The sequence below is a fragment of the Desulfocicer vacuolatum DSM 3385 genome (assembly GCF_900176365.1).
GTDB lineage: Bacteria > Desulfobacterota > Desulfobacteria > Desulfobacterales > Desulfobacteraceae > Desulfocicer > Desulfocicer vacuolatum.
Genome location: NZ_FWXY01000019.1, coordinates 73,280 through 93,995 on the forward strand (window position 1 = coordinate 73,280; position 20,716 = coordinate 93,995).

Annotated in this window: 14 protein-coding genes; 10 read left to right on the plus strand and 4 right to left on the minus strand. The window is 45.6% G+C overall.

The annotated features are described in order from the left end of the window. The first annotated feature begins 4 nt into the window (after window positions 1-4). Complete coding sequence (locus tag B9A32_RS15930) at window positions 5-3,028, plus strand: hybrid sensor histidine kinase/response regulator (RefSeq protein WP_084070725.1); 3,024 nt, start codon at window positions 5-7, stop codon at window positions 3,026-3,028. Here B9A32_RS15930 and B9A32_RS15935 read toward each other — a convergent pair. From B9A32_RS15935 to B9A32_RS15950, 4 genes are all read right to left on the minus strand, one after another. Beyond that, window positions 3,010-4,152 (minus strand): phosphonoacetaldehyde reductase, encoded by a 1,143-nt coding sequence (locus tag B9A32_RS15935; RefSeq protein WP_170923867.1) that lies wholly within the window; start codon window positions 4,150-4,152, stop codon window positions 3,010-3,012. The genes B9A32_RS15930 and B9A32_RS15935 overlap by 19 nt on opposite strands. A gap of 322 nt (window positions 4,153-4,474) precedes the next feature. Then, entirely contained in the window at window positions 4,475-4,957 is a 483-nt protein-coding gene (locus B9A32_RS15940) for a universal stress protein (protein ID WP_084070727.1), read from the minus strand. Then, window positions 4,944-5,642 (minus strand): CBS and ACT domain-containing protein, encoded by a 699-nt coding sequence (locus B9A32_RS15945; protein WP_084070728.1) that lies wholly within the window; start codon window positions 5,640-5,642, stop codon window positions 4,944-4,946. The genes B9A32_RS15940 and B9A32_RS15945 overlap by 14 nt, the downstream gene beginning before the upstream one ends. A gap of 558 nt (window positions 5,643-6,200) precedes the next feature. After that, window positions 6,201-6,884, minus strand: a complete 684-nt coding sequence (locus tag B9A32_RS15950; protein ID WP_084070729.1) for a queuosine precursor transporter — start codon at window positions 6,882-6,884, stop codon at window positions 6,201-6,203. 432 nt (window positions 6,885-7,316) lie between these two features. Between B9A32_RS15950 and B9A32_RS15955 the strand changes: the two genes are divergently transcribed. From B9A32_RS15955 to B9A32_RS16000, 9 genes are all read left to right on the plus strand, one after another. Continuing rightward, window positions 7,317-8,357, plus strand: a complete 1,041-nt coding sequence (locus B9A32_RS15955; protein ID WP_269749037.1) for a FecCD family ABC transporter permease — start codon at window positions 7,317-7,319, stop codon at window positions 8,355-8,357. Between the two features lies 1 nt (window position 8,358). Then, window positions 8,359-9,171: an ABC transporter ATP-binding protein gene (locus B9A32_RS15960; protein WP_084070730.1), complete on the plus strand. Its 813-nt coding sequence runs from the start codon at window positions 8,359-8,361 to the stop codon at window positions 9,169-9,171. A 331-nt stretch (window positions 9,172-9,502) separates the two neighbouring features. Continuing rightward, a complete protein-coding gene (locus tag B9A32_RS15965; protein ID WP_170923868.1) occupies window positions 9,503-10,357 on the plus strand; it encodes a class I SAM-dependent methyltransferase in 855 nt (284 codons plus the stop codon). Next, entirely contained in the window at window positions 10,350-11,543 is a 1,194-nt protein-coding gene (locus B9A32_RS15970; RefSeq protein WP_139795854.1) for an ABC transporter substrate-binding protein, read from the plus strand. Before B9A32_RS15965 ends, B9A32_RS15970 begins: the two co-directional genes overlap by 8 nt. A gap of 3 nt (window positions 11,544-11,546) precedes the next feature. Beyond that, window positions 11,547-12,176 (plus strand): class I SAM-dependent methyltransferase, encoded by a 630-nt coding sequence (locus tag B9A32_RS15975; RefSeq protein WP_084070732.1) that lies wholly within the window; start codon window positions 11,547-11,549, stop codon window positions 12,174-12,176. A 268-nt stretch (window positions 12,177-12,444) separates the two neighbouring features. Further along, a complete protein-coding gene (locus B9A32_RS22185) occupies window positions 12,445-14,541 on the plus strand; it encodes a TonB-dependent receptor, PCPU motif-type (protein ID WP_419836667.1) in 2,097 nt (698 codons plus the stop codon). Between the two features lie 478 nt (window positions 14,542-15,019). After that, complete coding sequence (locus B9A32_RS15990) at window positions 15,020-15,955, plus strand: universal stress protein (RefSeq protein WP_170923869.1); 936 nt, start codon at window positions 15,020-15,022, stop codon at window positions 15,953-15,955. Continuing rightward, window positions 15,940-18,798 carry a bifunctional acetate--CoA ligase family protein/GNAT family N-acetyltransferase gene (locus B9A32_RS15995; protein ID WP_332308526.1) on the plus strand — a complete coding sequence of 953 codons (2,859 nt, stop codon included), beginning with the start codon at window positions 15,940-15,942 and terminating at the stop codon, window positions 18,796-18,798. The genes B9A32_RS15990 and B9A32_RS15995 overlap by 16 nt, the downstream gene beginning before the upstream one ends. Before the next feature lie 210 nt (window positions 18,799-19,008). Continuing rightward, complete coding sequence (locus B9A32_RS16000) at window positions 19,009-20,715, plus strand: sensor histidine kinase (RefSeq protein WP_084070737.1); 1,707 nt, start codon at window positions 19,009-19,011, stop codon at window positions 20,713-20,715. Window position 20,716 lies beyond the last annotated feature (1 nt).

A 20,716-nucleotide genomic window follows, 5' to 3' on the forward strand; every position in this document is an offset into this window, starting at 1 on the left:
TAAAATGATTAAGAATAAGGTAATTCTACTGAGTATATTTTTAATACTATTTTTCTTAACGGTCTTGCCTTGTACAGCAGTGACTAAAAAGAAAATACTAATTCTATATTCATTACAGCCACGCATGCCTGCCTATGAAATATTGGATCAAAATTTTCGCAATCTTCAATTGCCTGAAGACACCCAGGTGGAATACTTCACAGAATATCTGGAACAATCCAGGTTCAAAGATGAAACCAGTATCAAGAAACAGGCTGATTTAATAAATCATAGATACAAAATCAACAAACCCGATATTGTCATTGCAGTCATGTCTCCTGCGTTGAATTTTATTCAGAATTATTGTAAAAAAACCTTTAACAATACTCCCATTGTTTACGCTTTGATTGATGAAAAGGTCGATTTCAAAAAACTGAAATTTAAAACAACCGGCGTCAATCTCCAGATTGATCTGATAAAAACGTTAAAAGCAGCCCTGGCAATTCAACCGGAAACCCGGGATGTTTATGTGGTGGCGGGTAGATCAGGCGTGGGACGTTCATGGGAAATCAAAGCAAAGGAAAATTTTCAGAAATTATCCGATGAAATCAATTTTCATTACTTGTCAGACCTACCAATGGATGAAGTTTTAACCAAAGTCGGTAATTTACCCCCCCAGGCAATCGTACTCTATCTATTGCTCCTTAAAGATGCCTCAGGCAAATCATTTGTCCCCAGAGATGTGTTAAGTGCCATTTCGCAATCTTCCAGTGTGCCTGTGTATGGAATATGGAGTACCTATGTGGGATATGGAATTATTGGCGGCCACCTGTGCAGCTCTGATTTGCTTGGAAAAAATGTCAACAAAATGGTCATTCGAATTTTAAACGGCAAAAATATACATGAAGTCCATCCAATATCATTGGGTCCCAGCATTCATATGTATGACTGGAAACAACTGAAACGATTTGGAATAGATACAAAAAATATTCCCGATGAAAATATCATTTTATTTAAAACCCAGACAGTTTGGGAAAAATATAAATTTTACATTGTCACCTTTTTTCTATTTGCACTTGTTGAAGCCATATTTATTTTTTTCCTGATCATGAATATTAAAAAACGTAAACGGGCTGAAACAAACTTAATAGAAACCCAGACACACCTGAAAGCAGCGTTGGAAAGCATGAGCGATGCGGTATTTATCAGTGATATCAATGGAGGCCCCATCGTATTTAACGAGGCTTTTGCAGCATTTTACAGGTTTAAAAATAAAAAAGAGTGTCTTAAAAAATTACCTGAATATCCAGACCTTTTTGATATTCATCTGACAAACGGCACCTTGCTGCCCATTGATATGTGGGCGCTACAACGGGCTTTACGGGGTGAATCAATCATGAATGCTGAACGCAGCATTCAACGCAAAGATACAGGCGAAAGCTGGATGGGCAGTTATAATTTTGCGCCCATTCGGGATAAAAACGATTTATTTGTGGGTTCTGTGGTGACAATACGTGATATTACCGCATTAAAGAAAGCTGAAAAAGAAACGATCCATCAAAAAAGAATTTTCAAAGCAATTATTGACAACATTCCCGCATTGATAACTCTTTGTGACCCCCAAGGCAATTTAATCCTGATAAACAAATCCTTTAAAACGACAATTGGATGGACAAATAAAGATTTTCAGAAAATAGATATGATGGAAGCATGCTACCCAGATCCGGATTATCGCAGGACAGCCTTAGAGTATATGGAGAAAGCAACAGATGAATGGCAGGAATTTAAAGTAAAAACAAAGTTTGGCCATTCCATTGAATGCATGTGGTCAAATGTTCATTTGCAAGATGACACTCAAATTAGTATCGGTATTGATATCACTGAACAAAAACGTTTAAAAGAAAAATTACAGCAAGCGTATAAAATGGAGTCAATCGGCAATCTTGCCGGTGGAATTGCCCATGATTTCAATAATATTCTTTCAGCCATCATAGGTTTTACAGAGTTATCCATTGAAGAAACAAAAAAGGGCACCCTCCTTGAAGACAATTTAAAAGAAATCCTTTCCGCTGGAAACAGAGCCAAGGATTTAGTGAAACAAATACTTACATTTGCCCGAAAATCAGAAGAGGCAATACACCCCATCCGCATTGACATTATTGCGAAGGAAGTACTTAAGTTTATACGGTCTTCGATACCAACCACCATTGAAATCACATCAGACATTCACAGTGAATCACTGATTATGGGAAACCCGTCCCAGATCTATCAAGTTTTTATGAATCTTTGCACAAATGCCGCACACGGCATGGAGGATAATGGCGGTGTTCTTGATGTAAGCCTCAAAAATGCAACCATTGATGAAAGGCCCGGGATGCAACATAAAAAACTGATGCCGGGTGACTATATAGAAATAATAGTATCTGACACAGGCAAAGGAATTAACCCTGATATCATCAATTTAATTTTTGAACCATACTTCACCACCAAAGACCCCGGAGAAGGTACAGGAATGGGTCTGGCCCTGGTTCATGGCATTATTAACGCCTGTAACGGCCATATTGACGTTACAAGTACACCACGCCAAAAAACAATATTTACGATCTACCTTCCCATAGTCAAAAATAAAAAAGAAAAACATTTGCCTGAACCGGACGAAATCCTGAAAGGCAAAGAGAGGATTCTACTCATTGACGATGAACCTCCAATTGCAAAAATGGGAGCACAAACCATGGAACGCTTAGGGTATTCTGTAACCACATTTACCGATAGCCTAAAAGCATTGGATCATTTTTTATTAAAACCCGACAACTATGATCTGGTAATCTCTGACATGACCATGCCAAAATTAACCGGTGATCAGCTTGCAATAAAGATTTTAAAAGCAAGACCAGATACACCGATAATTTTGTGCACAGGCTATAACAAAAATATTTCCCCCGAAAAAGCTGCTGCAATTGGTGTAAAAGCCATTGTTTACAAACCCATAGTCAGGGTGAAACTGGCCAAAGCAATTCGAAATGCTCTGGGTCAATCGAAGCCAGAATAAATACGAAGCAAATCACTGTTTTTGAAATAAACCGGATGATTCCCCAGTCGCTCCATGTTTACATTATTTAAAATCAATTCAAAATCTTCTTTACATACCAGCCCTGATTTTGACATATCCGCAGAAAGGCCTATATCTTCCATGAGTTGATACCATTTTTTTGTGCAAGAGTAGGCGTTATGACACCCCATCAGGCCATGGAGTGTGTCAAGCGTTTCTTTAATGTAAGCACTTCCGCGTCCATGCCGGGGGGTCTTGATCCCGGCATCATTAATGATGAAAAAATTTCCCAGAAGCAATGCCACGGCATGACCGTGTGGAAGACCGTAATGGGTGGTGATGGAGTATGACAGTGCATGGGGAGCTGTGGTTTTACTGATGTTAATTGCTTTACCGGCAATGTTGGCACCCAGTGCCATTGCCTGTTGGGCTTTTTTATCCTTTTTCCACACGGCATCCCTGATGGCAGGTAAAATTATTTTAATGGCCTCAGCTGCATATAATTTACTTTTTTCTGTTGCGTTAACAGACCAATAGGATTCCACTGCCTGGCACAGAGCGTCCATGCCACTTGCAGCGGCCTGGTAGGAGGAAGTGTTGGCGGTCAAATCCGCATCAACAATGGCATAATCGGGTAGCATCGTTGGATCTGCCAGAGAATACTTTTTTCCTTTGACATATACAACCGCAAAATGGGTGGCCTCACTTCCGGTTCCGGCAGTGGTGGGAATTGCCACAAGGGGAAGACCCTTACAGGTAACATCACAGGTTTTAATTATGTGATTAAAATCGTCATGGGGCTGGGCCGACAATGTTGCAATGAGTTTTCCCATATCCATGGCGCTCCCCCCACCAATGGCAATGATCATGTCAGGTTTGGTCTGTTCCAGCAGTTTGATACCGGCAAGGGCATCTTCCAATCGGGGGTTTATTTCAAAGTCAGAGAAACGGATTATTTCCCGGCCTTCAAGATATTGATTTAACGCCCGGGAGGCACCACTTTTTGTAAATGAAATTTTGCCGGTAACGACAAAAATTCTTTTGGCATGATGTTTTTCAATGATCTGTTTGAGTTGCTTGATGCTTCCAGGGCCACTGTGGGTGATTTGCATTGCTTTATCCATTGATGTTCCACAAATTTGAGTATAATTCACCAAACCGGGGGAAGTGAATCCCCCCATTTTGATGTTTTTATCAAAGTACTGGGACCAGGCACAGGCTGGGTCACCATATAAAAAATGGAATTTTAACACAAATAAAACACCACCGGGAATTTAATTGGACCCACAAGGAGCGTTAATTTATGATTTAACGCCACTTAAATTGCAGCCTCATTGGATGCACTCCAAAGCCATGGAAGCAGATGAAAACAAACAATATTGACCATGGTATTATGCCGCACCGCGACCTTTCCGGAACGGAAAAGTCGCAAGGTAGCAAAACGATCTAAACCTCGGCCCTCTTGTGGGGTCCCTTACGGACACTGAGCACAGGTATGGGCGCATGGCGAAACACTTTTTCCGCCTGGGAGCCAAAAAGTGTTCTGGCAATATTGCCCTTTCCCTTGTTGCCCATGACAATGAGATCCATATTCTGTTCCTTGGCGGTCCTGAGGATCTCTTCAAAGGGAACCCCCATGCCAATGTGAATCACCATGTCGGATTTCTGTTCAAAGAAATTCTCTTTAAGAATTTTTTTAATGGCCTTTCGTCTTTCATCTGTGTTTTCTTTGACATATTCTTGGAGATCCACCTTGTCAGGGTAATAACTTGTGACCATTTTAACAGCATTGATATCCCGCTGGTTCAAAATATTAAGAATATGAATTTCAGCCTTGGTATTTCCGGCAACGGCAACAGCATACTCCAGTACGGGAATGGAATAATCAGACAAATCCACACAAACCATTATTTTGTTAATTTTTTTCATAAAATCCTCCAAATATTTTTCTAATGTTTCGGGTCTGATCTGCCAGAAATAAAAGTTCTCCTGCATCATAAAGCTGGGACACCACACCGTCAAAATTTTCTTCCGGCAAGTTAAAGGCATGTACAAACACCTTTCTAAAGCCTTGTTCAACATCGTCATAGGAGGTTAAAATGCTCAAAAGGCGACCGCCCCCCATGCGAATAATGTCAATGAGATTTTTCACACTACCCGGACTGTCATTTATTTTCAGGGCAAAAATCTGCCCTTTTTGGGCAGCACCGGTAAAGGACACAAGGCTTCTGAAAATATCGCTTTTGGTTATAATTCCGGTCAAATGGCCCTGATTGTTCTTCACCGGCATGCCGGAAATATTTTCCATGAGCATTTTTCGGGCCGCCTCTTCCACAGTGCAGTCTTCGGTGGTGGACAACACAGGGGAGGACATCATCTTTGTGATTTTCACCTTTCTTAACAAATCGCCAAGTTCATAAACGGCAAGGGTGGTGGCCTGGGAGGGCGTCGCCTTTTTAATATCGCCGTCGGTGACGATTCCCACAATTCGTCCCTTTTCCATCACCGGAAGCATGGAAATCACTTTTTTTTCAAACAGATCCGCAGCATCCATAAGAGAGGCATTTGCCTCCACGGTGTTGACGGGTGAACTCATCCATTTTTTTACCAGCATGGGCTTCCTCCTTTTTTGAATGGTGAAATGCCTTCATGACTGTGTTTAAGCAACTATCATGCCGATGAATGTCGCAACAATTTGTGTCTTTTGTTTTATTTTTTTTGATATGAAATACGCCACAAATCAGGGGCGTATCTTAAGCTTTGTTGTGGGCAAAACCGGATCAAAATACGATCTACCCGTGGTGAATATAGAAAAAAGAGTGTCAGATCATTTTACAGTTTGGAAAAAACAGCGAATCTGTCTTATAAATTTATGACTCAACTTTCGGGCTTCATTTCAAAGCCGGCATTTTTAAATGTACCGATGGGCTCAGTGTGCCGACGGGGTCAGGCTTTTGTTATTGATGTTATCGACCAAGGCCTTTACCAACGAAAAAAGCCTCGATAATGTCAATAACGAAAGCCTGACCCCACCACGAAATGCGAACACCGAAAGTTGAGTTTATGATTCAAAAAAGACGGTTGACAAAAAGTTCGGCTTGGTTTCATGCTTGCCCACCGCCATCGCCTTTTACCCAACACATTGAACTCAAGTTTGAATGTGGCAAAACTATTATTCAATGATGCCCTTTCTGTACCAATGTCTGGCCAGGTAAAGAAAAGGGGTATCTGCCGCAGCCACAGCCCATTTGAGCAAATAGGTGGTCCAGAAAATTTGCCACAATACCCCTGACGGATACACCCCGGCAAAGGCCACAAGGGTAAACACAGTTGAATCCATGAGCTGGCTGACCATGGTACTGGCATTGTTCCTCAACCACATCATGCGATCCTGGGGAAATTGTTTTCTCCAGAAATCATAGGCCCACACATCGTGGAACATGGAAATCAAATAAGCCATAAGACTTGCCCCGGCAATGCGCGGCATGATGGCAAATATGGTGGCAAGACTGGACTGGGCAAAATCGTCGGTGGCCGGCACAAATTTCAATGCCAGTGTCATGAGAAGGGTCATGGATAAAAGAGATAAAAAGCCAGCTTTTACAGCTTTTCCCGCCTCTTTCTTACCATAAATTTCCGATAAAATATCAGTCACCAGAAATGAAGAGGCATACACAATATTTCCCAGTGTGGCAGAAAAACCAAACAGATCCACCAGTTTGATCACCTGGATATTGGCCACAATGCAGGCAATGGGAACCCAGAGAAAAAGTCCGATTTTACCGAACAGACGAAAAAAAAGAAGAATCATTCCAAAATTGACCAGCAACATTACCAGCCATAGCGCTTCATTCATACCATACCTCCTGTTTTGTTTTAAGGCGGGAGCTTCGACCGCCGGGCCGGGGTAATATATATACGAAGTCATAAAAAATCAACTTTTTGCTACTCACCATAATTATTAAGAATTCAAAATAAAAAGCCATGACCCCTTCGGGAACTTTATTTGACCGAATTTGCTGCGTTACCAGGCGTTTGCGGTAGACAGATACAGCGGCATGCCCGGTGCCTTACATATTCGGCCAAATAAGGCTTTCAACTTTTAGGTTACATATTTAGGGTTGACATGATATTATCGGTATATTAAGAAAGTCAGTCAATAAGCATCCTGTAGGGTGCTGTAGTAAAAATTGGATTTAAAAAAATTTAAAATAACATGATAGGCCATGAAGGCTGGCAGAAGAATTTCTGCCCTTCCTTTATGGCCTTTTTTATTTGGGTAAAAATGATGCAGGTAAAAAAAATTTTTTTAAGGACCAACCGACCGGCAGTGCTTGGATTCTTGTTTTTATCTCTTTTAGGAACATTCTTTTTCTGTATCCAATGTGGAAGTTGCAAAATAGAATTTTCCATGGTGGTAAAAACAATATCTTCCCATGTCGGTTTCTTCCCTGAGATATCATCAATTCCCCGGATTATGCATACCATTGTCTGGAATATCAGACTCCCCAGAACAGTGCTGGCAATCCTGGTGGGAGTTTGCCTTTCCACGTCCGGTGCTGTTTTTCAGGGATGCTTTAAAAATCCCCTGGTGGAGCCCTATATCCTGGGAATCTCTTCCGGCGCTGCCTTTGGTGCGGCCCTGGGCATAGTTTTTCCCTCTTTTTTCATGTCAGTCCAGCTCCTGGCGTTCATCTTTGGATTCATGGCCGTGGGTATTACCTATTCCATGGCCAGGGTGAGGGGGAAAACTCCTACAGTGACACTGGTCCTGGCCGGTATCATAACCGGTTCCATTTTTGGTTCCCTTGTTGGAATTATTAAATACACGGCCCAGGACACGGCCCTGCGGGAAATTGTATTCTGGCTCATGGGTGGATTTTATTACGCTGGCTGGAGGGATGTTACCATGCTTTTTCCCATTGCCATGATCGGATTTATCATCATATGGATTTCCGGATGGAAGATCAACATTTTGTCCATGGGGGATCAAGAAGCCAGAAGCCTGGGCGTGAGCCCTGAAAAAAACAAATTCATGTTGATATCCCTTGCAACAATGATGACAGCTGCTGCTGTATCCTGTGTGGGCATCATCGCCTGGGTGGGTCTTATGATTCCCCATTCAGCAAGAATGATTACAGAACCGGACCATCGCATGGTGATACCTGTTTCCGCCCTGTTGGGGGCAATATATCTCATTGTCTGCGATACCATTGCAAGGACCCTGACCAATGCCGAAATCCCCATCGGCATTATCACATCCCTTGTGGGTGCCCCTTATCTTTTTTATCTGGTCAGAAGCAAGGGGCAAAGAATGTTTGGAGGATAATATGCTGTCGGTTAACAATATCTGTTTTGCGTACAATAATACCAAAGTCCTTGACGAGATCAGTTTTCACCTGGGTAAAGGAGAGCTTTGCGGACTTTTTGGTCCCAACGGGTCCGGCAAGACCACCCTTTTTAAATGCTGTCTTAAATTTATCCGCCCGGACCGGGGATCTGTTCGGTTCAACGGCAGGGATATAAAAAAATTTAAAACCAGGGAGATGGCAAAACAGGTGGCCTATGTTCCCCAGACCCATCAGCCCCCTTTTCCTTTTACCGTAAAAGAGATGGTGCTCATGGGAAGGACACCCCATTTGAATCGGTTTTACCTGCCGGGAAACCGGGATAAAAAGCTCATGGAACAGGCCATGGAGATGATCAACATATCCCACCTTGCCGATGAACCCTATGATATCCTTTCCGGTGGCCAGCAGCAAATGGTGCTCATAGCCAGGGCCCTGGCCCAGAATACCGACCTGATATTGCTTGATGAGCCCACATCTGCCCTGGATTTTAAAAACCAGGTGATTATATGGAAAGCCCTCAGAAGAATTGCAGATCAAGGCATCAGTATCCTGGCCTGTAGCCATGATCCTAATCATGTGGCCTGGTTCTGCGATACCACCGTGGTCTTAGGAAATTCAGGCCTGATTGCAAATGGAGATCCCGACCGGGTGCTCTGCCAGGATCTCATGGACAAAATTTATGAAAATACATGTCTGGTCAGGGATCTTGAAGATATGAAAATGATTGTTCCCAAAGGCTTGAATCGACACCGTGCCCAAATTATTGACTTTCCAATAACCGGTACGTCCTGACACTTTGGGTGGAGTTTCATATAAAACCCACATGGCTGTAATCTCCAGCCACAACGAATATAGGGTCGTAGACGCGGAGCCAAATGGTATTATGCCGCCGCCCCCCCGATGGGCAATGGGCCCGGACCGGAACTGTAGACAGCTCAATTGTCCGGTTCCTATTGCCCATCGGGGCGGCGGCTCTGCTGAGGCTGCCTTGGAGGCTGCTGTTTCATATAAAACTGCCACGGGCAGACCGTATTCAGATCCGGCTCTGCCCACAACAAAGCTTGAAATACACCCCTATTTGCGGAGTATTTCATATAAAAAAATCAAAAAGGAGAGACACCCTATGGAGTACAATAGAATTGACTGGAATGATGCCTGGAAAAATGAAATAGACCTCTGGCATGAGGCTTCGGGAAAAAGCTGTAAAGAATATTGGGATGACAAAAAATCTGCTGCGGTCTATTCAAAACGCCATATGGAACATCACCAGGCACGGGTTGAAAAAACCCTTAAGGAGCTTCCCCTGACACCGGAATCCAGGGTCCTTGATATTGGCGCAGGTCCCGGCAATCTGGCCATCCCCATGGCTGAAATTGTTAAATCAGTCACCACGGTGGAACCCTCTTTCGGGATGAATGATATCATGCAGGAGAGAATAAAAGATGAGAATATCATTAACATTAAATCTGTTAAGAAAACCTGGGAAGAGGTGGATCCCCAAAAAGACCTTTGCCCGCCCTATGATATTGTAATGGCATCCATGTCCCTTGGTATGCGGGATATCAGGGCTGCCATCGAGAAAATGAATCAGGTGTGCAAAGGATCTGTTGTGCTGTTCTGGCATGCCGGAACCCCGGGCTGGGAAGATATGCCCAATCAGTTGTGGCCCAAATTGTTTGGCAAACAATACCATGGAGGACCCAAGAGCGATATCTTGTTCCAGGTACTTTACCAGATGGGGATTTACCCGGAAGTCAAGGTTTTTCCCAATCATTTCCATGAAGTATTTTCTTCCATGGAAACAGCAATGTCATTTTATATCAAACGCTTTGAAAAAATTGAACCCCGGCACAGACCCTTTCTTGAATCCTATCTTAAAGAAAAATGTTTAAAAACCGACCAAGGTCTTGTCCATGGATTTGACCATATTGCCATGAAAATTTCATGGCAACATGGGGGAAGGGACAACGATGCATAAAATTGCAAAAATCGTCAATATAACAACAGTGATATTTATTGTTTTTGCATTGGCAGGCATCTGTGATGCCCGGCAAAAGGATGTTTTTACGGTCAAGGATTTCAGGGACAAGTCCATTGAAATCCCGACTCAGGTCAACCGGGTCGTTACCATCAGTGACGGCATGATAGAAGCGATAATGACAAGGCTTGGCCAGGCAAAAAAAATTGTGGGCATGGGGTCCGCCTGTATCCCCAAGATCTGGTCCTATTCCTTTCCCACCCTGGGCAGTAAAACCCATGAATATGCCCGGGGCATGAATCCAGTCACCCATCTCAACCCCTGGCTGATGGATATCCCCCTGGTATCAAAATTTGGAGCAGGTATTAATTATGAGAAAATTGCAGCGCTGAATCCTGACCTGATCATCATCCGCACGGGCTCCTGTTCTCTTTCAGCCGGGGATGACATCCTGGAAAAAAACATTTTCCTTCTGGAATCATTGGGCATTCCCCTGGTGGTTCTTAAAGGACCAAACACCTTTGAACAACCAAACATTTTGTCCATTGGCCGTGAAATAAAATTATTGGGCCAAATTTTCCAGGAAACCAAAGAAGCGGAACAACTTTCCTCTTACCTTGAATCCTGTGTGGAGCTGGTAAGGGAACGGACGGCAGATATAAACCCCTCAGATCAAAAACGCCTGCTCTTGATGGGGCTTTCTCCCAAGGCCAGGAGCCAGGGCGGTGCGGCCCATGTCAAAGGCGTGGAGACCGTTCAAAGCTATTTTCTCAAAAATTTTATCCATGCCAAAAACGCCTACCCCGGCAGGGGAGCCTGGAATATCCTCAATACCGAGCAATTGATTACCCTTGATCCTGATGTGATTATCCTGGTAACGGCCTGGGGATATCATCCGCCTTCTGAATTGTATGAAGCGCCCTATTACCAAAACCTGAAAGATATGAGGGCGGTGGCTGACAGATCTGTGGCAGCCCTGCCCTGGACCCCATGCAATTGCGAAAAAAGGCTTGAATATCCCATTGACGTCATGGTCATGGCCAAGGCAGCCTATCCTGAACGATTCAAAGATATCCACATGGGGCAATGGCTTTTGAAATTTTATCAAAATGTTTACAAGGTTGATGTCAAAACAGCCGGAGAACTTCGATCCTGCCAATGGATGGACTGGACCTGTGAGGAGTGATAAATGGATGAAAAGGACATGCTCAGAAGAGCGTTTTTCAATGAAAGGGCAGATACCTGGTTGGATAAATTTTATCAAAACCCTGAAACCGGGACCCATGATTTACATGCAGAAAAATTAAACAAAATTGTTGCAACCCTTAATATTGAACCGAATGACAGGGTGCTGGATGTGGGGTGTGGCAGCGGTGTTATGGTGCCGTATATATTGAATCGTCTTTCCCCAAAGGGTCGCCTGTTTGAGGTGGATTATGCTGAAAACATGATCACGGCAAACAAAAAGGAACATCATGATAAAAGGATCACATTTGTCTGTTCAGATGTCATGGACATGCCCTTTGAACCGTTCTTTTTTGATTCCATCATCTGTTTTGCCTGTTTTCCCCATTTCCAGGAGCAGGGCAAAGCATTGTCAAAACTGACAGAACTTTTAAAAACAAAAGGCGTCCTCACCATTGCTCACCTTCTTTCCTCAAAAGAAATTAAAGAGCACCACAACGGAAAAACTGCGGTGTCCCGGGACACGCTTCCGGTTAAACAAAAAATAACCCGTTTTTGTGAGGATTGCGGACTTGAGATTAAGATATTTAAGGATGAACCGGGAGAATATATTTTATCGGCAAAAAAGAGGTAATGCACCATAAAAAACAAAGGGGGAAAACAGGTGTTAATCCGGCAAAGATATAATACACCTGTTTTCCCGGGCCCTCCAGGGGAGGATTTTTAAACATATCAACAACCTTCCTTTCCTGTCAATCAGGGCTTTTAAAAATTTCATATGAAATACGCCGCAAATCAGGGGCGTATTTCAAGCTTTGCCGTGGGCAGATCCGGATGAAAATACGGTGTGCCCGTGGCAGGTATTGGATATCTTCCATAAATTTAAGGAAAGGAAAAATGACATGAAAGTTTTTAATCCCATGTTGTGGTTTTGCATGGTTCTTCTGATTTGCCGGGGCATGCCTGCAAATGCTTTGGAATCTGAAAAAATGAACAAAGACCAGACCGTGAATCTTGGCGAAATAACGGTCATGGCAGCCCAGCCGGGGGTGGAAATCTCTTCCGGGAAAACCGTAATCACCATGGATAAATTTATTAAACCCGGAGCCGTGACCACGGTGACTGATGTATTGACCCAGATCGGAGGGGTGGATGTGCAGCGCTCAAACGCTCTGATGGCAAGCCCCGGGGATGAAGTTTCCATCCGGGGACTCAATGAAGGACGCATGGTCATTGAAATTGACGGCAGACGGATAAATCAAACCGGTCATATGGGCAGATATATTGTGGACTGGTCCACCCTGACTCTGGATGATGTGGAACGAATCGAAATTATCCGGGGCGGTCATTCCGTGCTTCACCCCTTTGCCATCGGCGGTGTGATCAACATCATCACCAAAAAAGGCAATTCAGGAACAAAAATGGCCAAAGGCAATGTAAAGGCAGGATATGGCCGGTACAACTCCTCTAATTTTGCCGCATCCATTGACGCCAGCGCAAACAAATATGTGAACGTCCATTTTTCCGGAGCACAACAGGAAACAGACGGTTATTTAAGGAATAATTTTCAAAAAACAAAATCCATTAACGGACACATTGACATTCATCTTCCCAGCCAGGCCTCCCTTGATCTCAATGTAAAGTATTCCGATGTTGAGTATGGCATGCCGGTGATAAATGACCCCAATGATATTAATCCAGGGGTTGCAGCTGCTTATGACTCAGACTATCCCGTTTTCACCAGAAACAAAGACCAGCTCCGCCATCTCAACTGGCCCCAGCTGCCGGGGGCAGATACCCCACAATGGGAAAAACATACCACCTATCTCGATGCCATCTTCAAAATTCCGGCAGGTCCCGGAACCATAAAAGTTCACGGATTTATGACCGATGGACGGCGATGGACCAGCCTTTATAATAAAAAAGGAGAATTTTCCGAAGACGAATTCATGGATGACCGCACCCAGGGGCTGATTTTTGAATATGGGGATGTCAACCTTTGGGATATTCATGACTTTACCTTTGGCCTGGAATACCAGGAACTGGGGCAACCTTCCGGCACCAGGACCATTTACCGGGTTAAATCAGGGTATGTCCAGGATGTCATATCTCTTGGAGACAAATGGACCCTTACCCCGGGAATCAGGTATTACCGGGTGGACAAAGCAACCTATTATTCCTGGATGGATATGGGTTATTCAGCCATGCCGCCCGGATGGCCCTTCAGTGTTGCCAATAGCGGGAAAACCGAAACAGATTCAGATTTTTTTCCCAGCCTGAAACTGGATTACAAGGCAACCCCGGATACCACCCTTTATGCAGCTGTCAGTCGTTCTTACAGGTTGCCATGCCCCTGAGATTATTATTGGTGGGCGCGGTGCGCCTCCGAAACAAACAGCTCTCTTAACCCTGAAACAGCCATGGAATATGAACTGGGTATCATTCACAACCTTGACAGGATAAGCCTCAGGGCTTCAACCTGGTATTATAATATCAAAGATTTTATCAATGACAACGGCATTACCTCTCCCGGTTCCGGGGCCGGTTCCGATTGTCTGTACAATATTGATAATCTGGAACTCTATGGTTTTGAGCTGGAAACAGCCATGAAATTATCTGCAAAATTAAGGGCCAATGCAAGCTATGTGTTCCAGAAATATAAGGTTGCTCACACCGGCAATGAACAGGACTGGACCTATTATCTGCCTGCCACCCTTCCCAAACACAAAATAAAAATCATGGGAAAATATGAAATCATCCCTAAAGGATGGCTCCAGCTCAGTGCTAAGTATGTGGGGGCAAGGGATACCCAGAAGGGTGGTGAACTTGATGATTATATTGTCTGTGATGCAGGTTTTGAGAAAAAATTTAAATTTGGCGGCCTGGCATATTCAGCCAATGTTTTTGTCAATAATTTCACCGGAACCAACTACCAGGAGATCAGCGGATATTCCATGCCAAAACAGGTATGGGGCCTCATGATGGGTATTCAATTTTAAATTTCCCATTATGCCGCCCCCTCCGATGGGCAATGGTCCCGGACCGGAACTGTAGACAGTTCAATTGTCCGGTTCCTATTGCCCATCGGGGGGGCGGCTCTGCCTTAGCTTGCCCATAACGAAAAATGAAAAAAAGTAATTGCTGTGAATACCCAGCACCCAGTACCTGTGTTTCATATAAAAAAATCGAACAGATCCTCCTCTCCCACCTGTCAGAATACTTTACAACCTGTAAAACAAATTCAATTTACCGGTTATTCACCCATCCCGGTTCTTATCCCCATACGCACAAAGTTACCGTGTCAAAACAATTGGTTAATCTTTTTTTCAACCCCAGAGGCATATAACTTGCTCATAAGCCAGTTAACAGCAACGGCTCTATATGTACGTTGTTAATATTGACCCGGGGAAGTGGATTCCCACATCACAGAAAAAGTTCCATGGCAATCAATTGCACCTGACATTGGAGGGCGTATCAATGAGTGAATACAAAGATAAACTATTAGTTGTGCTGGACGGCTCGGAAAGATCTTTTAAAACCATAGAGTATCTCTGTGATTTTAAACCCTTTATTCAAAAAGAAATTGTGCTTTTTAATGTGTTCAACTCGGTGCCGGAGAGCTATTGGGACATGAGCAGTGAAGCGTTCAGCCGCAACGCCATGGCCCAGGCAAAGGGCTGGGAACTCCAGCGAAGAAAAGAGATGGAAGATTACATGGAACGGGCCAAATCATTGCTTGAGTCTGCCGGATATTCCCGCACCGGCATCTCCATCTGCATCAAAAATCGCAAAAAAGGCGTGGCCCGGGACATCATTGCCGAGGCCTCCAAGGGGTATTTTGCCGTGCTTGCCAGGAGACGGGGATATGGCGCACTTCTCCATGTGGTCATGGGCAGCACCACCACAAAACTTGTGGAAAATCTCTCTTCTGTGCCGGTGCTCCTGGCAGGTCTTAATAGAATCAACAATGCCATTTTTCTCACAGTGGATGGTTCCGAAGGCTCCAACCGGGCCGTGGATTTCACCGCCAATTTGGTTAAAGATTCCCAATGCCGCATTGTGCTGTGCAGCGTATTAAGGGATTTTGAACACATGGACATATCAAGCGAAAACGCCCCCGCCGGATCAGCAGAGTATGTTCAATCCTTTTTCAATTCCATGCAATCCGCCGTTGATGAGGCAGCAGAAAAACTCAAAGCCGCCGGTATCAAAAGTGAGCAAATTCAACGGAAAATCATCACAGGCACCAAAACAAGGGCAGGCAGTATTGCAAAGGCTGCAGAGGACGAAGGATGTGACACCATTGTCCTTGGCAGAAGGGGTAAATCCAATGTGCAGGATTTCGGTATTGGGCGGGTGCCCTGGAAGGTTATCCATGCAGCTCGTAAAATGACGGTGTGGATTGTTTCCTAATACTGGAGGAATCCATTTTACAGGCCATGGTCAAAGTCAAATTTTCGCGACATCTGGCCCATGCCAAAACCAAAATCCGGGATAATACACCGGGTACCACCTTGCTACCCGGCATAAAACAATACTCAAGGAGGAGATCCATGGGTACCATAAACATGCACAGGATGTTCAATCCCAAATCAGTGGCAGTCATCGGGGCCGGTGAACGTCCGGGTCGCATCGGGGCCGCCATAATGAACAATCTTTTAAACTGTGAATTCCCCGGAGAGGTGTACCCGGTAAATCCCAAATACGATACGGTCATGGGCCTGCCGTGCTTTTCCCGGGTGTCTGCCATTGGAAAACCTGTGGACACGGCCATCATTGCCACCCCCATCACAGGGGTACCGGACATTGTGGAAGAATGCGCCACAGCCGCCCTTGCCGGGGCTGTGATCATCTCCTCCGGCGGCAAGGAAATGGGGGCCTCCGGACGCAGGATAGAAAAGAAAATAATGGAAAGGGTGAAAAAAACCAACCTGCGCATCATTGGCCCCAATTGTCTTGGTATTGTGAACACGGCCAAAAAGTTCAACGCCAGTTTTGCCCATCAATCCCCCCTACCCGGCAAAATGGCTTTTCTCTCCCAGAGTGGCGCCGTGTGCACCTCTGTTCTGGACATGGCCATGCGGGAAAATGTGGGGTTCAGCCATTTTGTGAGCCTGGGCACCATGATGGATGTGGATTTCGCAGACATGATTGACTATCTTGGTTCCCTGAAATCCGTTGAAAGCATTGTGATGTATGTGGAAAACCTCACCAACATCAGAAGTTTCATGAGTGCGGCCCGTTCTGTATCGCGCATTAAACCCATCATTGCCTTGAAATCCGGCAGATCCAAGGCAGGGGCCAGGGCCGCCGCCTCCCACACCGGGGCCCTGGCCGGGGAAGATTCTGTGTACGATGCCGCATTTAAGCGGGCCGGTATTTTAAGGGTGAATGAGTTTGAAGAGCTCTTTGACTGCGCCGAGTTTCTGGCCAAACAAAAACAGCCCAGGGGAAAACGTCTTGCCATCATCACCAACTCCGGCGGTCCCGGTGTCATGGCCGCAGATGCCCTGGCAGAGTATGGTGTGGAACCGGCTGAGCTGAGCCCGGAGACCATTAAACAGCTGGATCAATTTCTCCCTGCCAACTGGAGTCGGGCAAATCCAGTGGATATTCTGGGGGATTCCCCCCCAAAACACTATCTCCAGGCTGTTCGTATCTGTCTGGACGCCCCGGAGGTGGACGGTTTGCTGCTGCTGTGTTCCCCGGCAGGCACCCTGAACCTGCCGGAGCTGGCCCGTCCCCTGGCAGAATTGCTCAAAAAAACCCCGTGCCCGGTGTTCACCGCATGGATCGGTGGCATAGACGTGGATAAAGCCAGGCAAATTCTCAATCAGTCCGGCATTATCACCTATGATGCCCCGGAGCGGGCTGTGCGGGCCTTTGTGGATCTATATCAATACGCCGGCAATATCCGGGCCCTCCAGGAGATCCCCATCCGCACCGACAAAAGACTGCTCATAGACAGAGCCGGTGCAAATCGCATCATTAAAGAAGGGCTTGAACAGGGCAATGGCATTCTCACCGAACTTGAGGCCAAAAAACTGCTGGAAGCCTATGGCATCCCTGTGAATCCCACAGAGCTTGCAGTGTCCCACACCCATGCCGTGGCAGTTGCCGAGAATATGGGGTTTCCCGTGGTCATGAAAATCTGTTCCAGGGATATTTTGCACAAATCCGATGCCGGTGGGGTACTGTTGAACCTGGAAGATCGGGATGACGTTAAAATCGGTTTTCAGAAACTCATGGACAATGCCCTGGCATACGCCCCGGATGCAGATATTGCCGGGGTTACCCTGCAACCCATGTCCCTGGCAGCGGACTATGAGCTGATCCTCGGTGCCAGGCAGGATAAGGATTTTGGCCCCATACTGCTCTTTGGCATGGGCGGAATTCTCACGGAAATTTTTAAAGACATGGCAACGGCATTGCCCCCCCTGAACCGTCCCCTGGCCCGGCGTTTGATCATGGAAACCAAGATATCCCAGGTGCTCCACGGGTATCGCAATATTAAAAAAATCGACCTGGAAGCCATGGAAGAAACCCTGATACGTCTGGGCCGACTGGTATCGGATTTCCCTGAAATCCAGGAGATGGACATTAACCCCATGATGGTCAAACAAGGCAAATATTTTGCCGTGGACGCAAGGGTGCTGTTAACACCCACCACAGCAACGGGCAGCAGCCATCTTGTGATCAGTCCCTATCCCTGGCAGTACGAAACCGTGGATGAAACCATTGACGGCATTTCTATTTTTATCCGTCCCATCCGCCCCGGTGATGCTTCCCTTGTGATTGAACATTTCAATGCCCTGTCCCCCCGCAGTGTGTACATGCGATTTTTCACCCCCGTGAAACAGCTCTCCCACAGCATGCTCGTCCGGCTGACCCAGATTGATTACGACCGGGAAATTGCCCTGGTGGCCCTGGTTCATGAAGAAAAAAAGCAAAAAATGGCGGGCATTGCCCGGGTTATATTTGAGCCCGACGGTAAAAGCGGCGAATTTGCCGTGGCCGTGGCCGATCAATGGCAGGGCAAGGGCATTGGTGCATCTTTATTGAAACGCTGCCTGAGCTACACAAAGAACAAGGGGCTTACAAGGGTGTGGGGACTTGTGATTGCCGAAAACAGGCAGATGGTGAAACTGGGGAAAAAGCTTGGATTTGATATTCGCATGGTACCCGGATCATCGGAATATGAGCTGGAGATTGATCTGACTGCCCACAATGCCATGGGGCAGCCCGGCAAAACTTGAAAATGGTATCATGCCGCCCCCCCGAGGAGTAATGGTCCCGGCCCGGAACTGTAGACAGCTCGATTGGCCGGTTCCTATTACCCCTCGGGGGGGCTCTGCTGAGGTTGTCCGGAAGTAACCTCCAGGCACAACGAATAATGAAAAAGTAGTTGCTGTTAACACCCAGCACCTGCTTTTGACAAGGCCATTGACTGAAAGGATAAAGAGACCATGGAACATGTTCCAGAAGACCGACATATTTTTTACCAGGTATTGACCAGAAAAATCACCATGCTCATTGTCATTGTCTCGTTTTTCCCCATGCTGCTTACCACGGGCATTCTCTTTTCCCGTTTCAATGGGGCCTATGCAGACAAGGTACGTGCCCACATTTCCGAACTTGTCCAGAAACATACCCAGAACATTGATACCTTTCTGGCGGAAAAAACCGGGAACATCCGTTTTATGGCCCAGAACTTTAATCCCCGGCAGCAGTCTGCAGAAGCATTTTTAAAGCAAAATCTGGCTCTTTTGAAAAAAGAGTACGGTGATGTATTCACCGATGTGGGACTGGTGGATGACAAGGGCATTCAGTTTGCCTATGAAGGACCTTTTAACCTGAAAAATGCCGATTATTCATCGGCACAATGGTTTCTCATGGCCCAGGACCAATCGGTTTACATCAGCGATGTATTTGCAGGTCTCAGGGGGCATCCCCATTTTATCATTGCCGTACATCTGCAAGGGCAGGACTCCCATTATATTTTACGATCCACCATTAATTTTGGTGCCTTTAACTCCCTGGTGGAAAACATTCATCTGGGCAAAACCGGCATGGCTTTTATTGTCAATGCCCGGGGAAGCCTCCAGACCCAGACCCATGTGGACCTTTTGCCGGAGGTAATTCAATCGGTTCCCAAACCAAAGGATTTTAATGATAAAGCCACTGTGTTTATAAAAAAAGAGGACAACACCGGCCGGGAATATGTATGCGTGGCAGCCATGTTCAAAAACATTGACTGGATGATGGTGTTTCACCAGGATCTTGACGATGCTTTCCGGGATTTACAAAGCACCAAATGGCTCACCCTCAGTATTTTTACTCTGGGATGTATTGCCATCGTGTTTGTGGCCTTTGCCCTTCCCCGGAATATCGTACACCTGTTGTCCAGTGCCGATAAAAAAAGCGAAGTCATGAACCGCCAGGTGGTGGAGAGCGGTAAACTTGCCACCATTGGCGAGCTTGCCGCCGGGATTGCCCATGAAATCAACAACCCTGTGGCCATCATGGTGGAGGAGGCGGGCTGGATAGAAGATCTTCTGGAAGAAGAGGATCTTAAACAATGCGAAAATCTCGACGAGTTCACCCGGGCGCTTCGCCAGATCAACACCCAGGGAAGACGCTGCAAAGAGATCACCCATAAATTATTAAGCTTTGCCAGGAAAACCGATTCCACCATCAATGATGTTCAGGTCAACGATTCCATCAGGGAGATCGTATCCTTGACAGGTCAGATGGCCCGGTACAACAACGTCATCATTGAAACCCGTCTCAATGAAGGCATTCCATATATCAGGATATCCCCTTCGGAACTGCAGCAGGTGATCTTGAACCTGATCAACAATGCCATTGATGCCATGGAAAAAACCGGGGGAACCATCAGCATTGAAACCAAAATCAGCCACATTGAAAACAAACATCTGGTCATTGTGATCCAGGATAACGGCCCCGGCATTCCCCGGGATAACCTTGCCCGGATATTTGACCCTTTTTTCACCACAAAACCCGTGGGCAAAGGCACGGGCCTTGGCCTTTCCATCTGCTACGGCATCATTGAAAAAATGAACGGCAAAATTGATGTCCAAAGTGAGGTGGGGGCGGGTACAAAATTTCGCATATGGATACCGTTCCAGGAAATAGAGGAACAAACAACATAAA